The organism is Bordetella muralis, from assembly GCF_965139205.1.
GTDB classification, from domain to species: Bacteria; Pseudomonadota; Gammaproteobacteria; order Burkholderiales; family Burkholderiaceae_B; genus Bordetella_A; species Bordetella_A muralis.
Window position 1 is genome coordinate 437641 of sequence record NZ_CBCSIU010000001.1, and the last position, 17183, is coordinate 454823.

The window sequence follows — 17183 nt, forward strand, 5'->3', positions numbered from 1 at the left end:
CGTCGTTTTATACCTGGGCCGGACCGCGCCGTCCTGCTGGAAAGCGGTTTTCCAGCAGGCTCGTCGTGCTCATCACCGTACGGTTAAAGCGCCATCACGACATGGCATCCAACGCCCGCTTCAAACTCCCCACGGTACGGTCCAGATTGTGCAGCTTGTCCAAACCGAACAACCCCAACCGGAACGTCTTGAAGTCACTGGGTTCGTCGCACTGCAACGGCACACCCGCGGCCGCCTGTATACCTACCGCAGCGAATTTGCGAGTCGAATGGATGCCGTCATCATCGGTATAACTCACGACAACGCCGGGCGCAGCAAAACCATCGGCCGCCACGCTTTTAAAGCCCTTTTCCCGCAACAACGCACGCACGGCGTCGCCCAGCGCCTGCTGTTCCGCGCGGACTTTATCGACGCCATAGGCCTCGAGTTCCAACATCGCATCGCGCAAAACCGTCAATGAATCCGTCGGTAAGGTCGCATGGTAGGCATGTCCGCCGCCTTCGTACGCCTCCATGATTTGCAGCCATTTACGCAAATCAGCCGCAAAGCTGGTACTGACAGTGTCGCCAATACGCTGACGCGCAGTTTCGCCCAACATGACCAGGCCGCAGCATGCCGATGCCGACCAGCCCTTCTGCGGAGCGCTGATCAGGATATCAACGCCGGCCGCCTTCATGTCGACCCATATGGCGCCCGACGCAATACAGTCCAGCACAAAGAGTCCGCCCTCGGCGTGCACGGCGTCGGCGACTTTGCGCAGGTAATCGTCGGGCAGGATGATGCCTGATGCGGTCTCGACGTGCGGGGCGAATACCAGATCGGGTTTGTGTTGTTTGATGGCCGCCACGACCTCGTCCACCGGCGCAGGCGCAAAAGGCGCCTGCCTGCCAGCGCTGACGGGACGCGCCTTGAGCACTACCGATTCCGAGGGAATGCTTCCCATATCGAAGATCTGCGTCCAACGATAGCTGAACCAACCATTACGGATGACCAGGCAACGCTTGTTGGTGGCAAATTGACGTGCGACAGCCTCCATGCCAAAGGTGCCGCTGCCGGGCACAACGATGGCGGCCGAGGCGTTGTAGGTTTGCTTCAACACTCTTGAAATGTCTTTCATCACGCCCTGGAAAGCGTTCGACATGTGATTGACGGCACGATCGGTGTACACCACCGAGTATTCCAGCAAACCGTCCGGGTCAACGTCGGGCAACAGACTGGGCATGTTCTCTCTCCTAAGTGTGGTACGAGTGCCGCCCCCACAGCAATCAGGGCGGCTGGCTTTCGACCCAGTTTATACCGACCTGAAAATGACATGTCGCGTTTAAAAGAGCGCCTTCCGCTAATGAAGAGCGGCTCATTGCGTTATCCGCAATAGAGCTCCGACCCAGGCAGCCGATCATCCAAATGATGTTATGTTATAACATATCAATTTGGACAACGTATGCGGCGACCAATCGCCAGCCAGCTCGCTTTTTCTGCTGGCCGCAGCGTAATGGCGCGGCGTTTCTGTATCTCCTGACCTATCGAGGCCTGACCATGGCGCAAATCCCAGTCACCATCCTTACCGGTTTTCTCGGCAGCGGCAAAACCACCCTGCTCAACCGCATCCTGCAAGAGAACCACGGCCACCGCATCGCGGTGATCGAAAATGAATTTGGCGAAACCGGGATCGACAACGAGCTGATCGTCCAAGAAGCCAACGAGCAGATTATCGAGATGAACAATGGTTGCATATGCTGCACTGTGCGTGGCGACCTGGTCCGCATATTGGGGGATTTGGCGCGACGGCAGGCAGCAGGCGAGGCAGCGTTCGAACGTGTCATCATCGAAACGACTGGCTTGGCCGACCCCGCACCAGTGGCGCAGACATTCTTCGTCGACGATGAGATTGCCGAGGCCTATTTACTCGACGCTATCGTCACGGTTGTCGATGCCAAGCATGCCCCCCAACAGTTGGACGAGCATCATGAGGCGCAAGAACAGGTCGGCTTTGCTGATCGAATCCTGCTATCGAAGACTGATCTCGTTGACTCCCAGGACGCAGAGGGCCTGGAGCAACGGCTGCGCCGTATGAATGCACGGGCACCGATCTCTCGCGTCCATTTTGGCGAAACGGCGATTGCTGAGATTCTGGACATCCGTGGTTTCAACCTGAATGCCATCCTCGAAATCGAACCGGAATTTTTGACCGATACGGACCACGAGCACGATGACGATGTCGGCAGCTTCGTCTTTGAATCCAAGAAACCGTTTGACCCTTTATTGCTGGAAGATTTCTTTGGCGGCCTGGTTCAGGTCTACGGCAATGACCTGCTGCGCTACAAGGGCGTGCTGTCGGTGAAGGGCTCGAGCCGGCGCATGGTATTGCAGGGCGTACACATGATGGTGGGCTCGGAACCCGGAGCGCCATGGAAACCAGGCGAAGCCCGTGAAAGCCGACTTGTCTTCATCGGCCGCCGACTGCCCCGCGAGGTACTCGAACGTGGTCTGACGCAGGCCCTGGTGTCCTCGCACTAAGGTCCGATACAGCTGCGGCCATGGCGCCGTCACAACAACAATACATAGTCATGCGAATCATCGGTATTGCCGCGCTGCTCGGCAGCAGCGTAGCTTTGGCTCAAGAGGGCGCAACCCCGGCGGCAACACTGGCGCCGGTCGAAGTCCAAGGCGTATACGTCGCGCCGGGCAGCTCACTGGGATTAGATATTCCAGAGCAGGTCGGATCGAGGCTAGGCTTGTCGCCGCTGGAAACACCTGCCAGCATCAGTGTCATGAACAGTGTCGAAATGGCAGACCGCGGTCTCACGCGCGCGCAGGATGCCGCGATACGCATGCCGGGCATCACGGAAGCCCCTTCGCCGGGCAATGGGGGCACTTCCTTGGTGGCCAGAGGCTTTGTCGGTCATAGTTCGATCGCGCAACTCGTCGATGGCACGCGCCAAGTCGTCGCCGCGGGAACCGTTACCTATCCCTTTTCCACTTGGCCGCTCGAATCCGTAGAGGTCCTGCGCGGACCAGCGTCGGTGCTCTACGGAGATGGAGCGATCGGCGCGGCGGTGAACTACGTCACCAAGAAACCGATCTGGGATGAAACGCAGCGCGAGGCCTTTCTGGGAGTAGGCTCGTATGGCGTAGTGCAGGGTGGCGTCGGCCTGCGCGGACCTGTCAACGATATGGTCGCGTATTCGATCTATGTCGATGGCGAGCGCAGCGACGGATACCGCGCACTGGAAGACGTCCAACGACGCAACTACGCATTGGCGCTTTCGGTAAAACCGACGTCCCGATTGAAGGCGACCTTTTCCCTCGATGGCGGCGTCAATGACGATGCGCGGTATTTCGGAACACCATTGCGCGATGGCAACTTCGACGACAGCCTGAAACGCATGAACTACAACGTCTCCGACGCCGTGGTGCATTACGACGACCGCATTTGGCGCGCCAAAGTGGAATATGACGTCAGCCCCAACCTGCAATTGCGCAACGAGACGTACTACTTGACGTCCAAACGCCACTGGCGCAACGCGGAGTCCTATGGATTCGACACCGCCGGCACTTCGATCATTCGTGAAGACTATCTAGAGATCCTGCACAACCAGGAACAAACGGGTAATCGGTTCGATATGACGCTCAATGGCAATATCGGGAGACTGCCAAATCAGCTGGTCGTCGGTATCGACTGGTATCGCACCACCCTGCTGCATTCAAACAATTCGCCATATGGCGGCAGCAGCGTCGTGGATCCCTATGATTTCGAGCGAGGAGACTTTAGCAGTCCTGATTCCACCACGCGAGGGCGTCGTGCCAAACTGCAGACTACCGCCTTTTTTCTCGAGAACGCACTGGACCTGACGCCCGAATGGAAGCTGGTGGGCGGCCTGCGCCACGAGCATATGCGGCTCGACGACAACAACCTGCGCACGGGCGTGCATCAAGGCAAAACCTACGATCCCACCACTGGCCGGATCGGTATCGTGTGGGCGCCAAACGAAACGCTGTCCTTATACGGACAGTATTCCACGGGTACGGATCCTCTGAGCGGGGCGCTCTCGTTGCCCGGTGGCGCAACGGATCTGGATCTGACTCGCGGACATCAGGTCGAGGCCGGTATCAAAGGGTTATTGCCATCAATCCGGGGGCAATGGACTGCTGCAGTCTACCGTATCGAAAAGCGCGACCTGCTTTCACGCGATCCGGACGATCCCACAATCGCGCAACAGGTTGGCCGGCAGTCCTCTACCGGCATCGAGCTGGCCTTCGCGGCAGAGCCCTTCCCGGGTTGGACCATCGATGCAAACATTGCGCTGCTCCGTGCGCGTTATGATGACTTCAGTGAATTGGCTTCCGACGCACAGGTCTCGCGCAGCGGCAATGTGCCCACGGGCGTCCCCGAACGCATGGCCAATCTCTGGACGACATGGCAGTTTGCGCCGCAGTGGAAGATCGGTGCGGGCGTGCGCTATGTCGGCGACCGGCCAACCAATGCAGCAAATTCCCGTTGGCTGCCGAGCTACACCGTTGTGGATGCGGCGCTGACGTACGAATACTCGTCCAACCTGAGCTTCATGCTGACGGTCAAGAATCTGGCCGATCGCGACTATGCCGTGTCCGGGTCAGACTCGACGTGGCTGCTGGGCGCGCCGCGAACCGTCTTGCTGACGACTCGCGCCACATTCTAGGCAGTCAGGGCTCCATCCAGGTTCAAGATCGCGCTCACTGCTGCGCAAATGGATGCCCATATTCATGAAAATGGTTATTATTACCATTTCCATCCTGCCCTCCTCTGCCATGCCTGCCGGCCCCCTACCCGATATCCACGCTATCGAGGATTTGTACGCCGAGAATCACCTCTGGCTGCAAAAGTGGCTACGCAGCAAACTAGGTTGCGTGCACCATGCGGCGGATTTGGCTCAGGACACGTTTGTCCGAATCCTCAGCAAGAGCGAACCTGTCAACATTCGCGAACCGCGTTCTTATCTCGCGACCATCGCCAACGGACTGGTGTGTGACTTTCGCCGGCGTCAGCTTCTGGAACAACGCTATCTGGAGGCGTTGCAGCAACTGCCGGAACCATTGCAACCCTCACCGGAGACACGGGCGCTGCAATTAGAGGCGCTGAACGCCCTGGACGCATTGCTTGAGCAATTACCGTCGGCGGTGCGGCGGGCGTTTCTGCTGTCGCAACTCAGTGGATGGACACACGCACGTATCGCCACCGAGCTAGGTATCTCTATCGCGACAGTGAAACGCCATATCGTGCGCGGACTCACGCAGTGCTGCCTGCTGCAGTGACCTCAATATGACCTCGTCCTCTCACTCTGCCCTGGACCCGCGCCTCGTGCGCCGGGCATCCCAATGGTGGGTCGATCTACAGTCCGAGGGCGCTCCGGCGTCGCTGCGCCAGGCATGTCTGGAGTGGCGCAGAGCGAATCCGGAACACGAGCGCGCGTGGCAACGTGTGCAGGCGGTGACGGGACAACTGCATGATGTCCCTGAGCCGCTGCTGCAAGCAACGCTATTGACGCCCCAGGGAACCGGTCGGCGCCAAGCGATCAAGACACTATTGCTGCTGGCGGGCGTAACAGGCGCAGGCATAGCGACAGTGCGTTTAGCGCCTTGGGTCGACTGGCGCGCCGACGAGTCCACTCGGATCGGGGAATCTCGCCACCTGACGCTGCCAGACGGCTCCAAGGTCGTGTTGAATACAGGCACGGCCATCAATGTGCGCTATGACTCGAATGAGCGCAGGCTGGTGCTATTGCATGGGGAAATTCTGGTGACGACCACCGCAGATGTCGCGCCTCGCGCCCGCGCCTTTTTGGTAGAAACCGCCCATGGGACATTACGTGCCCTGGGAACGCGTTTTTTGGTACGGCAAGATGGCGGCGATAGTGAACTGCAGGTGTATGAGGGCGCGGTAGAGATTCGTGCCACGCGTACCGATTCTGTAGCTGAAGTCGTACACGCCGGTTTCCGCGCGCGCTTTGACGGCATGCACGTCATTCCAGCCGGCCCCGCCCAGGATACCAGTGCCTCCTGGGCGCGCGGCATGCTGGTGGCCACGCAAATGCCCTTGCGCCAATTCCTGCATGAACTATCCCGGTATCGGCGCGGCCATTTGGGTTGCGAAGACGAGATCGCCTCGCTCCTGGTCTCGGGAACATTTCCGCTCGCGGATACGGATCGGATTCTGCGCGCGCTGGAGTATGAGCTGCCCGTCGACGTTCGGCGCTATACGAATTATTGGGTCACGCTGCGGGCGCGTCCGTCGTGACGCCGTTTTTTTTTGAATTATGTGAGCTGTTTGCGTTTTTCGTTCGGCCTTACAGATAGAAGCCTCATTTTCTACCTGATTCAAGGACGTCGAATGACCCCTGGCAAGCTGAACAGATCGCTATTGCGCACCCCGCGCGCCCTTGTTGGACGGCACCTCGTTCGTCGCTCATATTGCGCGATGCTCACCGGAACCGTTGCCGGGCTCGCGACGACGTGGCTTGTGGTCCCGGTGTACGCTCAAGCTGCCGAGGCTGCCTACAACCTGCCGCCCGGTGAGTTGGGTCCGGCTCTAACGCGTTTCGGTAACGAGGCGGGAATCCTGCTGATGTTCGATAGCGCGCTGGTGGCGGGCAAACAGACGGCAGGGTTACAGGGTCGCTACAGCGTGCCGCAAGCCTTGTCGGTGTTATTGGCGGGTACACAATTGGAATCGGTTGTGCGCCCGGACGGCAGTTACTCATTGCGCCAGCGCCCCACTACGGGTGGCGCTGCAGAACTGCCGGTGGTCACCGTCGTCGGCGCCAGCGGGGGCCGTCCGGACTTGCCCGCACCCTATGCCGGCGGGCAGATAGCACGCGGCGCCGGGATGGGCGTGCTGGGTGATCGGGACATCATGGATATCCCGTTCTCCGTAAACAGCTATACCCTGCAAACGATTGAGGATCAACAAGCGCAGAGCGTGGCCGACATCGTTACCAACGACCCCGCCATTCTGAATGTCGATCCGACGAATGCCAGTTACGCCAATACATTTACGGTGCGCGGACTCTTGCTGGGTAACGGATCGGTCGGCTTTAACGGTTTGTTTGGTTTAGCGCCGAATAACCAGACCACGCTGACAGGTATCGAACGCGTAGAAGTCATCAAGGGTCCCACCGCATTCCTGAACGGCATGTCGCCCAGCGGTACGGGTGGGGCGATTAACCTGGTGTCCAAGCGCGCCGGGGATACCCCATTGACGTCATTCACGGCCAGCTATTTATCCGATTCGCAGTTCGGCGGCCATATAGATATTGGCCGCCGTTTCGGGCCGGAAAATCGTGTCGGCATTCGCCTGAACGCCATGTATCGGGACGGCGATACCTCGGTCGATCAGCAATCGCAACGGCTCGGTACCTTTACCCTGGGTGTGGACTATCGCGGCGATCGGTTCCGTCTGTCGGCGGATGTGGGCTACCAGAATATGCACACTGACCGGGCGAACAGCACCATTGCGCCGGCCGTCGGACAGTCCGTCCCGAATCCGCCATCGGCCGACAAGAGCTTTATGTCGCCATGGAATTTCGTCGACACCGAGGATCTCTACGGCATGCTGCGCGGCGAGTTCGACATCAATACACGATTGACCGCATACGCCAGCGTCGGCCGTAGCAATACCGATTGGAAACAAGCCCTCGATTTCGGCACGCAATTGCAAGAGAACGGGGATTTCCTCAGTACCAGCCGCATGAATTTCACCGGGATCGAACGCACCGTCGGCGAAGCCGGACTGCGCGCACGGCTGGATACCGGCCCCGTGCGGCATGACCTCAGCTTCAGTGTGAATGGCTACAAAGCCGATCGCACGAGCGCCGGAACGATAACGCTGGGCTCCATCAAATCCAACATTTATGATCCTGTTTTCCTGGACAAACCTGACATGGATCCTCCCTCGCGCAACCGCATCAGCAGAACGGTGCTATCAGGTTACGCGCTGTCGGACACGCTCTCAATCCTGGATGAGCGCGCCCAATTGACAGTGGGAGTGCGCAAGCAAAGAATCATGGCGGACAACTACAACATCGCGACCAACGAACGCACGTCACGCTATGACAAGACAGCGTACACGCCCATGGTTGGCCTGGTTGTCAAACCGGCAGACGACGTTTCGCTATACGCGAGCTACATCGAAGGCATGCAACAAGGCGCCGTCGTTGGCGCGAGCTATGCCAATGCCAACGAAGTGCTGGAACCGTACCTCTCAAAACAGTACGAAGCTGGCGTCAAGGTCGATTGGGGAAATCTCAGCACAACACTGTCTGCGTTCCAGATCGAACAAGCATCAGCCATTGTCGATCCCATCTCCAATACTATGAATGGCGATGGCGAGCAACGTAATCGCGGCATAGAACTCAACGTGGCAGGCGAGCCGTGGCGTGGCCTGCGTGTGCTGGGCGGATACATGCTGCTGGATGCGAAACTCACTCACACCGCAGGCGGTGTCAATGATGGCAAAACAGCACCCGGCACATCGCGCCATCACTTCACACTAGGTGTGGAGTGGGATACACCGTTTGTCACCGGGCTGACACTGACTTCGCGCGTGATGCATGCCAGCCGGCAATATGTTGATGCCGCCAATACCCAGTCCATCAAGCCATGGACCACGGTGGACCTCGGGGCGCGCTACGTGCTGGAACATTCAGGCGGCTATCCGATCACCCTGAGGGCGAATCTGCGCAATGTGTTCAACAAGAGTTTCTGGACCACATACCCAGGCGCCGGTACATTGAATGTGAGCGAAGGACGCGCACTGATGCTCTCGGCGACAATGAATTTCTGATGCACGGCGCATACACCGTGCGAGTATGTTGCTACAGTAGGGTCAGAACGCGAGATTCATTTCCGATATGCCCCAGTAGCTGAGAGCGACACCCCATGACCGTCCAGATCCGACACGAAATACCAGACGATATCGCCGCTATCGACGCAGTCACCATCGCCGCCTTTGCCGATGCGGCTCACACGAGCCATACCGAGCAATTTATCGTGCGTGCGCTGCGAGCGAACAGCCAATTGACGCTTTCACTGGTCGCCGAGGAACAAGGCCAAGTCGTCGGTCATGTCGCGCTGTCGCCCGTCACCATCACCGATGATCACGGCCATGAGACATCCGACTGGTACGGGCTGGGGCCGATCTCTGTGTTGCCGGCCAAGCAAGGACAAGGCCTCGGCTCGCAGCTGATCAAACAAGCGCTGACGGAACTCCGGACATGCAAAGCCGCCGGCTGCGTAGTGCTGGGCGAGCCGGCGTATTACACGCGCTTTGGTTTTCAGTGCTATTCGAACCTGCAGTTGCCGGGGGTACCCCCGGCGTATTTCATGGCGTTGGCCCTGCAGGGGCCAGTACCTGCAGGTATCGTGCAATATAGCGATGCCTTCAATGCCGTAGACTGAAACTGCGCCAGGCAGGGTGGAAATGCTGTAGCAATCTGCGCTCAGTCCGCTTGAGGCGGATCAAACAGATTTTTCTGAATCTGCACCAGATGCGCAACCAGCGCCTCGCGTGCGGTTTCCGCGTCGCGGTCTTCCAGCGCCGCAACGATAGCGCGATGTTGACGCTCATACTCCGCGCGGCGTTTCGGCGTGAGCGAATTGCGCTTTAGTCTGCCCCAATCATCCTGCTGTCGGACGCGGTTACTGAGCGCCAGCACTTGAAGAAAGAAGTGATTGTGCGTGGCGAGTGCGAATGCCTGGTGCAGTTCACCGTCCCACCGCTCGAACTCTTCCACCGTTTGGGCGCGCTCTCCGTTTACCAGGCATTCATGCATGCGGGAAAAATCGCTGCGCGAAGCATGACGCACGATCAGGGTCGGCATGAGCGGCTCGATCAGTAGGCGGGCTTCCATGAGCTCGGCGGGACTGGTTTGATCCAATACTAGGCCATCACCAGCCGCACCTACGGATTCGTCGTGCGCAGGGCGCGCAGCGAATGTGCCGCTGCCGACCGTTTGCGTAATCCAGCCACTATCTTTCAACGCCGCCAATACACGTCGTACCGAACCTCTCGATGTATTGAAGCGCTGACTCAACTCTCGCTCAGCAGGTAGCTTCACGCCGACGGGAATCTTGCCCGAGCGAATCTCTGCTTGCAGATAGGCAGCCAAAGCTTGCGCTCCGGAACTACGCAAGCCCGATACAAGTACGTCTGATGTCATGAGAAGTGAATGGGCATAGGAAACAATGCTGACAGCATAGCATTTTTATACCAATTGGTACCACACAAAGGGAAAGGCCAATTCCTGGAATTTATGCGACAACCAGAATGATTGCGCGGTAATCTGCAGAACCATATACTCAAATTCCCATACCAATAAACGATATTGGTACAAAAATGGTTCATATTTATATGAGGCCACCGGCATCACCCCATCGAAGGAAATCTATGCGTATTGCCACCTACACGAAAGATCAACAACGCTATGTCGGCGTTGTCAGCGACGATGCGCTGACGGTGCAGGCATTATTGGATATTCCTCCTGGAACGACCGAGCAAGGTGTCCTAGGCCTGATACAGGCATTCGCAGACCCCGCCCGGCTCGCTACATTGAACCGAGCTGCCGCAGTGCCACTGGATTCGGTAAAGCTGCTCGCCCCTGTGCCGCGTCCCCGGCGCAATATTTTCTGCGTCGGCCGCAACTACCATGCACATGCCAAGGAGCTTTCCGGCTCGGTATTCAAGGCCAACAATGCGGATCCCGCAGCGTGGCCCATCGTTTTCACCAAGGTACCCGAAACGGTCATCGCCCATGGTGAGGACGTCATCCTGCCCGTTGGCATCACCGAGCAAATCGATTACGAGGCCGAACTGGCGGTCGTAATCGGCAAGGGCGGCAAGAACATCAGCAAAGCCGATGCGGTGAGCCATGTCTGGGGATACACGATCGTCAACGACGTGACAGCGCGCGATGTGCAGATGCGGCATCAGCAATGGGACCTGGGCAAGTCGTTCGACACCTTTTGTCCCATGGGGCCATGGTTGATCACGGCTGACGCGTTCGATGCCACCAATACGCGTGTGCGTTGCTGGGTCAATGACGAATTGCGGCAAGACGGTCAGACACGCGACCTGATTTTCGACTTGCCTACGTTGATCGAAACCTGCTCGCGCGGGATATCGCTTTACCCGGGCGACATCATCGCGACTGGCACACCTGCCGGCGTGGGCATGGGGTTCAATCCGCCTCGCTACTTGAAATCCGGTGACCGCGTTCGCATTCAGATCGATGGCATCGGCACACTCGAAAATACCTTTAGATAGGCCGTGCGAGTGGCAGTGTATTAGAAAAAAAGCCCGCAGCAGGCTTGTCATTCGGTGAAGGAGACAACATTGAAAACGACTACATTAAAAACACTCGCAGTCGGCATGACCCTGATGGCCTCCAGCATGGCCTGGGCCGACTACCCAACACGCCCGATCACCATGATCGTGCCATTTCCCCCTGGCGGCGTGACCGATACGGTCGCACGCCCCATTGCCGATGCACTCGGCAAAGCGCTAGGGCAACAGGTCGTCGTCGAGAACAAGGCAGGGGCCGGTGGCGCCATTGGCACCGGAGAGGCGGCACGCGCCAAACCGGATGGCTACACCATTTTGCTGATGCTTTCGTCTATCTCGATTTTGCCCGAGGCCGACAAGATACTGGGACGTAAAGCGGCATACAACACCACGGACTTCAAGCCCATTGCGCGTATCACCGCGGACCCAACCGTGCTGGTAGTGTCTGCCAAATCCCCCTGGAAAACCGTCGATGAATTTGTCGCAGCCGCCCGTCAGGCGCCGGGCAAAGTCGACTACGGCAGCTCGGGAATCTATGGCTCCATGCACGTGCCCATGGCCATGCTGGAGAAAAACGCGAACATCAAGATGACCCACGTTCCCTACACCGGGGCGGGCCCGGCCGTAGCGGCATTGCTGGGCGGTCAGGTCGATGCCATATCCACCGGCCCCTCCAGCATTCTGCAGCATGTCAAGGCAGGCACGGTACGACCCTTGGCACATTGGGGCGACAAGCCGCTGGACGCATTGCCCGATACGCCGAGTTTGGCCGACAAGGGATATGACGTGAAGTTCGTCCAGTGGTCAGGCATCTTTGTGCCGAAAGATGTGCCTGCCGAGGTGATCAAACGATTGCGCGATGCAGCCAAGACTGTGGCAAATGACCCTGACGTGCAGGCAAAAATCCTGGCGGCAGGCAGCCCTATTGACTATCTGGACGCCGATGCATTCCAGAAGTATTGGGATGAGGACGATGCGTTATTGAGAAAAGCGGTACAGGATATCGGGAAATTGGAATAACGCGACGACGCTGCCTGAGGTCATTGAGCACGGACTGCACCGAACCTCTCTTCATATAGTTCGCGAACCCAGTCGATAAAGACCCGCACCCTCGGCGAAAGCTGACGGTGAAACGGATAGAGGGCGGAAATTGGCAAATCGGGGCAACGCCATTCCGGCAGGACTTGGACCAGCCTGCCGGTCTTCAGGTGCTCTTCCAATCGAAACCGAGGCACCTGGATCAATCCGCAGCCGGCCAGCGCAGCAGTCGTATAGCATTCGGCATCACTGACCGAGATCCAGCCACTGGCTTCGAATTCTTGCACCTCTCCGTCCATGATCACCGAGAACGGGTAACGGTAGTTATTTCCGCGAGAGAAAAAACCGATTCCTTGATGCTGTTCCAGATCGCTGGGATGTTTCGGCGTCCCATACTGATCCAAATATTCCGGACTGGCGCAGATGATCTCTGGCAGGTCCGCCAATTTCCTGGCGACCAGCGTAGAGTCGCGCGGCTGGCCCGCCCGCACTACGCAGTCGATACCCTCTTTGACCAAGTCGACCAGGCGATCACCGCTGCTGAGCACCACATCGATATTCGGATAGCGCGCTCGAAACTCGGCGATACGCGGCAACAGAATCATCGTCGCATGTACACCGTGCACGTCAAGCCGCAGTGTGCCACGCGGATTGGCAATGTGTGTACTCAGCGAGGCTTCGGCATCCTCGAGCTCGGCCAAGACACGCTTGCTCCGCTCATAGAAGGCTTGCCCATCCAGGGTCGGCTTGACGTGACGCGTCGTGCGATCAAGCAATCGTGCCCCTAATCGGCTCTCCATCTGCTTGATGGCGTGTGTCGCAGTCGCACGAGGCAGATTCAGCATTTCCGCGGCTTCGGTAAAGCTGCCGAGTTCGACGATTCGATTGAACAGTTGCAAAGTGAGAAATCGATCCATGGGGCGTCAGTCGTTACGTTAGTAAAAGCACGCTAATCCAGCGCCGTGCGCACCGATGGACGTTGCTGAGCCAACTCGTTGGCAGACTCGTCCAGAACTTGGGCCATGATCTGATTCTGCCAATCGAAATAAGGATTGAAGGTAAGCCGCGCGTGAATCTTTCCCGGCTCAATATAGCCCCAGTCAGAGAACCAGACAGGTGCCCCTTGCTCGCATTCGGCTCGCGCCGCTTCGGCCTGCCCATTCCAGCACATACGCAAGCTGCCGTTGGCGCCATACAAATCATTGCCTGGGGAGAACAATACACCCATATGGGAAAACTGGCTGATCTGCAATTCTGGCAGATAGTCCGACCTGACCAACACCCGTGGGTCTTGTTGAAACAGGTCGCGCTCGTTTCCATACCAGATCAGACGACTCGACGGATGGGTGAAATGCGTGGTGAATACGTTCGACAAATAATTGCTATCGAGCACCGAGTCATTCTCGGCGACGACCATCAGGACAGGCTTGTCATAAGGCGCGCTATGCATCGCCTGCCGTACCGAACGGCTGCTGCGATAGAACTGCGCAAAGCCATTCGTTGGCACGGTCATGTACCGTACAGTGGTCTGCATTGGCCGGCCGCTATCCGGTGCCAGCAACCAGGGGCGAGCCCAACTGATCAGCGGTGCCAACCAGTCAAAGGAACTGTTCGACATAAAGGCGGGCGAAAACAGCAGCAGTCCTTCGACGTCGGGGTGGGCATAGGCATAATCGAGGACCAGATTAGCGCCGGTCGAGAACCCGCCCAGATAGACCTGATCGACATCGTCGCTTAGCGCCTGTACTTGCTCTGCCACCACACGGCGCCAATCCTCGAGCGTCACATCCAGCATGTCCTCTGGACGCGTGCCATGGCCTGGCAGCAATACCGTGCGCACCAGAAAGCCTTGATCGGCCAGTTGCTGACCGATATCGTGAAAAGACCAAGGAGAATCGCCCAATCCATGAACCAGCAGCACGCCTTTGCGGGGTTGCCCAGTTGGACGCCATTCGTAGGGCGCATTCCACGCGATTTCCGCAGCGTGGTCCACCCCTTGAAAGCTGCGACGCTGCTGTAACAGTTGGACGGTATCCTGCCGATATGCATCGAAGGAGACATGACGCGAGGAGCTCTCCTGATGCTCTGTCACAGCACATGCGGCAGTGAGCAGCAAAGCGGCAATACCGAGTGCGCCACGGCTGGGCATGTATATCAGACGACGGATTGTTTTCAAGATGACATTCCCTATGCTTTCAGGGCGCTCGACGGAGGCGGCCAAGCCACTCGCATGACCCTGACCAGCCGCAAGCCGAATGTCACACGATTCAAATTGAAACCTTGAGCTTGCGATCCACGGCAAAATCGCCACTGCCACGTACTGCAATATACAGCGCTAGAAACAACATCAGTATGGGAAACTCTATGCCACGGTCTATCCATGGCCAGGTAGGTCCCAGCGCATAGCTGATTCCGGCCATCTGCACGGCGATGGCCAATGCTACAAGGCGTGCCCATAGCCCGATGGCCAGCATCACCGCACCGACCGTCTCAAGCAACATGACGAGAAACGCCAATTGCGGCGCAAACGGCAGCCCCATTACGTTCTGGATGAGGTTGATGGAGCCCGCCATCGGATCAGTCATGGATCCATGAGAGGTACCCAGGGCCTTGGGCAGCCCATGCGTGAACATCACGATGCCAAAGACCACCCGCAGTAATGCGTACAGCGCAGGTTCTGCGCGGCTGTAGAGCGAACCCAGTGCGGGAAACAACAATCGCTCGGCAGATGGCGACGGATCTTCGGCAGAAACTGGGGCAGTGGGATGAGAGATTTGCATGCCGCCTTCCTAAGGAACGAATTTCGGTTGACCTGCACTCTGGTGGATGCGTTTTTGCAGTGCATGCGCGAGAAAGGCTGCTGTCGCCCCAAGAGTGGCTGCCACGGTCAGCATGGTGAATGCCGATATCGACGGCGGCTGATGCGAGGCGAAATAGGCAACCAAGCCGAGAAAGAAACCCAGCAGATTGTTGAACACGGGCACCTTTGCCAACGAGAGGGCAACGCCGGTGACCGCGAAAACGACGGCACTGATTGCGTAGCCGCCCAGCAGTGGAGTGAGTACGGCCATTGCATGTGCGGCACCAATACCCAGGGCCAAGCCTATCAACACGCAAGCCAGATTGATCGCGCCTTGCTTCAAGTTCACGCCGCGCGTGAAAAAAGAAATCCAACCTACGAACATGGCCCATACCGGCACTTCCAGCGCTGCCGTGCTGAGTGTTGCTGCAGACGACGCGATGACGGCCTCGCCAATCACGATTTTCAAATGGGTGGATGCAGAGTTACCTGCCATGGATACCTCCAGTAGAAGGATCGACACGCTCTGCGTAACGCGACGGGAGCGAACGACATCTGAACTATAGGAAGCATGATGGCTCTCCATCTCCAATGAATAAATAGGCCAAAATTGGCTTATTAATTCAAGAATAATCAACAGTAGCGTCGTCCCAGGCCGCGCCGACGCTATGTAATTCCCTATTCTTTATCTTCAATGTGACCGAAGCTGGATCGTTCCGTATATATCGAAGAGGGGTCTGTGCGCACCCTTTCGATCGAACCTCAGACAGCTCACCAAAATACTTCGCGTATGCGCTCATGACTGCGTCGAAACGTCGCTACGCGCTCAGCACACAACGGTAAGCTGCGACGCACGCATCAACCAGACTCACTCTCTCTGTATGTTGCGGCATATGTCGTAGCACAGCGGCTCCCTCCCCTACTGTGCATCAAAACTCGAGAAGGATCAGTGTGCGCCTGTTCAGATTGCATGGCAGTGTTCGTGGCTCATTTGGAACTGCGGTCTTATTTTTGATTGCGAGCGCCTGCGCGGCTTCTCAACTGTCCGAACCCATTAGCCCCATCGTTGCAGAGCCTATTTCCCCGGCCGATATGCCCATCGTCGAGCTGGGGGAAAAACTGTTCAACAGCACGCTGCTATCCGGAAATATGGATCAATCTTGCGCCAGCTGCCATGACATGAAACACCTCGGCGGCTCAGATGGCAGGCCCAAATCCATCGGCACGCCGGGTCATCCTGGTCGACGCCGTACGCCGTCAATCTTCAATGTATCGAACAATTTTGTTCAACTCTGGGATGGCCGTGCAGCCACGCTAGAAGACCAGATTGAATCGGCGATTTATGACAAAAGTGTGATGAACTCGGACTGGAAGACTGTCTTAGAACGCCTGAATACCGATCCCGCGCTACGCGCTCTATTCGATTCCGCCTATGGCGCTGAAGCCAACGCGGAGAACGTGAAAGACAGTATCGCTGCCTACGAGCGCACTCTGACGACACCCGGCTCACGTTTCGACCGCTATCTGGAGGGCGACGATACTGCCATCACCCTCGATGAGCTGCGCGGCTACCAGCTGTTCAAGCAGTACGGTTGCGCCTCCTGCCATCAAGGTGTGAATGTCGGCGGCAACATGTTCCAGCCGCTGGGCATCATCGGAGAGCCAGGGGCATATTTCCGGGAAAATCCCGGCGCGACATCGCTGGATCAAGGGCGCTTCGAAGTCACCGGCGACGTCGCTGACAAGTTCGTCTTCAGAGTGCCCAGTTTACGCAACGTTGCATTGCGGCCGCCCTACTTTAACGATGGATCGGTTCCTACGCTGGATCTCGCAGTGCAGCTAATGGGCCGTTATCAGTTGGGGAGATCGCTAGACGACAACGACGTGAAGCTCATTGTTAAGTTCCTCGGTACCTTGACGGGATCACACCGGGGAGTGCCTTTGGACGAGAGCGGCAAGCATCCATGAACACTCGTATAAGCAGGGCCTCCGTGACGCCTTTTCGAACCATCCCGACCCTATACGTACAAC

Annotated in this window: 15 protein-coding genes; 9 read left to right on the top strand and 6 right to left on the bottom strand. The window is 57.7% G+C overall.

Annotated elements, in window-relative coordinates:
- Positions 1-94: 94 nt before the first annotated feature.
- A complete protein-coding gene (locus ACNA0I_RS02055) occupies positions 95-1222 on the bottom strand; it encodes an aminotransferase class V-fold PLP-dependent enzyme (RefSeq protein ID WP_415804390.1) in 1128 nt (375 codons plus the stop codon).
- Positions 1223-1536: 314 nt separating this feature from the next.
- Between ACNA0I_RS02055 and ACNA0I_RS02060 the strand changes: the two genes are divergently transcribed.
- The 6 genes from ACNA0I_RS02060 to ACNA0I_RS02085 all read left to right on the top strand — a co-directional run bounded on the left by ACNA0I_RS02060 (position 1537) and on the right by ACNA0I_RS02085 (position 9432).
- Positions 1537-2517 (top strand): CobW family GTP-binding protein, encoded by a 981-nt coding sequence (locus ACNA0I_RS02060; RefSeq protein WP_415804391.1) that lies wholly within the window; start codon positions 1537-1539, stop codon positions 2515-2517.
- Positions 2518-2567: 50 nt separating this feature from the next.
- Positions 2568-4679, top strand: coding sequence for a TonB-dependent receptor (locus ACNA0I_RS02065; RefSeq protein ID WP_415804392.1), 2112 nt, complete (start codon positions 2568-2570; stop codon positions 4677-4679).
- A gap of 64 nt (positions 4680-4743) precedes the next feature.
- Positions 4744-5292, top strand: a complete 549-nt coding sequence (locus tag ACNA0I_RS02070; protein WP_415804393.1) for a sigma-70 family RNA polymerase sigma factor — start codon at positions 4744-4746, stop codon at positions 5290-5292.
- A 7-nt stretch (positions 5293-5299) separates the two neighbouring features.
- Entirely contained in the window at positions 5300-6274 is a 975-nt protein-coding gene (locus tag ACNA0I_RS02075) for a FecR domain-containing protein (protein ID WP_415804394.1), read from the top strand.
- A 180-nt stretch (positions 6275-6454) separates the two neighbouring features.
- On the top strand, positions 6455-8818 hold the full coding sequence (locus ACNA0I_RS02080) for a TonB-dependent siderophore receptor (RefSeq protein ID WP_415804395.1): 2364 nt from the start codon (positions 6455-6457) through the stop codon (positions 8816-8818).
- Positions 8819-8913: 95 nt separating this feature from the next.
- Positions 8914-9432 (top strand): GNAT family N-acetyltransferase, encoded by a 519-nt coding sequence (locus ACNA0I_RS02085; RefSeq protein WP_415804396.1) that lies wholly within the window; start codon positions 8914-8916, stop codon positions 9430-9432.
- A gap of 41 nt (positions 9433-9473) precedes the next feature.
- On the opposite strand, the gene ACNA0I_RS02090 is transcribed toward ACNA0I_RS02085, so the two are convergent.
- The gene (locus tag ACNA0I_RS02090) at positions 9474-10193 is read right to left on the bottom strand and encodes a FadR/GntR family transcriptional regulator (RefSeq protein WP_415804398.1); all 720 of its coding nucleotides are present in this window, start codon (positions 10191-10193) and stop codon (positions 9474-9476) included.
- A gap of 227 nt (positions 10194-10420) precedes the next feature.
- Between ACNA0I_RS02090 and ACNA0I_RS02095 the strand changes: the two genes are divergently transcribed.
- Together ACNA0I_RS02095 and ACNA0I_RS02100 are read left to right on the top strand one after the other, a co-directional pair.
- Positions 10421-11296, top strand: coding sequence for a fumarylacetoacetate hydrolase family protein (locus ACNA0I_RS02095; RefSeq protein ID WP_415804400.1), 876 nt, complete (start codon positions 10421-10423; stop codon positions 11294-11296).
- Positions 11297-11365: 69 nt separating this feature from the next.
- Positions 11366-12334, top strand: coding sequence for a Bug family tripartite tricarboxylate transporter substrate binding protein (locus tag ACNA0I_RS02100; RefSeq protein WP_415804401.1), 969 nt, complete (start codon positions 11366-11368; stop codon positions 12332-12334).
- A 20-nt stretch (positions 12335-12354) separates the two neighbouring features.
- Here the strand turns inward: ACNA0I_RS02100 and ACNA0I_RS02105 are convergent, their stop codons facing one another.
- From ACNA0I_RS02105 to ACNA0I_RS02120, 4 genes are all read right to left on the bottom strand, one after another.
- Entirely contained in the window at positions 12355-13269 is a 915-nt protein-coding gene (locus ACNA0I_RS02105) for a LysR family transcriptional regulator (RefSeq protein WP_415804402.1), read from the bottom strand.
- 32 nt (positions 13270-13301) lie between these two features.
- The gene (locus ACNA0I_RS02110) at positions 13302-14528 is read right to left on the bottom strand and encodes an alpha/beta hydrolase (RefSeq protein WP_415804403.1); all 1227 of its coding nucleotides are present in this window, start codon (positions 14526-14528) and stop codon (positions 13302-13304) included.
- Between the two features lie 91 nt (positions 14529-14619).
- Entirely contained in the window at positions 14620-15132 is a 513-nt protein-coding gene (locus ACNA0I_RS02115; protein WP_415804404.1) for a DoxX family protein, read from the bottom strand.
- A 9-nt stretch (positions 15133-15141) separates the two neighbouring features.
- Positions 15142-15648 carry a DUF1097 domain-containing protein gene (locus ACNA0I_RS02120; protein ID WP_415804405.1) on the bottom strand — a complete coding sequence of 169 codons (507 nt, stop codon included), beginning with the start codon at positions 15646-15648 and terminating at the stop codon, positions 15142-15144.
- A gap of 455 nt (positions 15649-16103) precedes the next feature.
- Here ACNA0I_RS02120 and ACNA0I_RS02125 point away from each other — a divergent pair, with 455 nt between their 5' ends.
- Positions 16104-17120, top strand: coding sequence for a cytochrome-c peroxidase (locus tag ACNA0I_RS02125; protein WP_415804406.1), 1017 nt, complete (start codon positions 16104-16106; stop codon positions 17118-17120).
- The last annotated feature ends 63 nt before the right edge of the window (positions 17121-17183 follow it).

Coding starts and splice junctions, on each gene's coding strand:
- ACNA0I_RS02055 (WP_415804390.1), bottom strand. CDS start 1,222: ATGCCCAGTCTGTTGCCCGACGTTGACCCGGACGGTTTGCTGGAATAC.
- ACNA0I_RS02060 (WP_415804391.1), top strand. CDS start 1,537: ATGGCGCAAATCCCAGTCACCATCCTTACCGGTTTTCTCGGCAGCGGC.
- ACNA0I_RS02065 (WP_415804392.1), top strand. CDS start 2,568: ATGCGAATCATCGGTATTGCCGCGCTGCTCGGCAGCAGCGTAGCTTTG.
- ACNA0I_RS02070 (WP_415804393.1), top strand. CDS start 4,744: ATGAAAATGGTTATTATTACCATTTCCATCCTGCCCTCCTCTGCCATG.
- ACNA0I_RS02075 (WP_415804394.1), top strand. CDS start 5,300: ATGACCTCGTCCTCTCACTCTGCCCTGGACCCGCGCCTCGTGCGCCGG.
- ACNA0I_RS02080 (WP_415804395.1), top strand. CDS start 6,455: ATGCTCACCGGAACCGTTGCCGGGCTCGCGACGACGTGGCTTGTGGTC.
- ACNA0I_RS02085 (WP_415804396.1), top strand. CDS start 8,914: ATGACCGTCCAGATCCGACACGAAATACCAGACGATATCGCCGCTATC.
- ACNA0I_RS02090 (WP_415804398.1), bottom strand. CDS start 10,193: ATGACATCAGACGTACTTGTATCGGGCTTGCGTAGTTCCGGAGCGCAA.
- ACNA0I_RS02095 (WP_415804400.1), top strand. CDS start 10,421: ATGCGTATTGCCACCTACACGAAAGATCAACAACGCTATGTCGGCGTT.
- ACNA0I_RS02105 (WP_415804402.1), bottom strand. CDS start 13,269: ATGGATCGATTTCTCACTTTGCAACTGTTCAATCGAATCGTCGAACTC.
- ACNA0I_RS02115 (WP_415804404.1), bottom strand. CDS start 15,132: ATGCAAATCTCTCATCCCACTGCCCCAGTTTCTGCCGAAGATCCGTCG.
- ACNA0I_RS02120 (WP_415804405.1), bottom strand. CDS start 15,648: ATGGCAGGTAACTCTGCATCCACCCATTTGAAAATCGTGATTGGCGAG.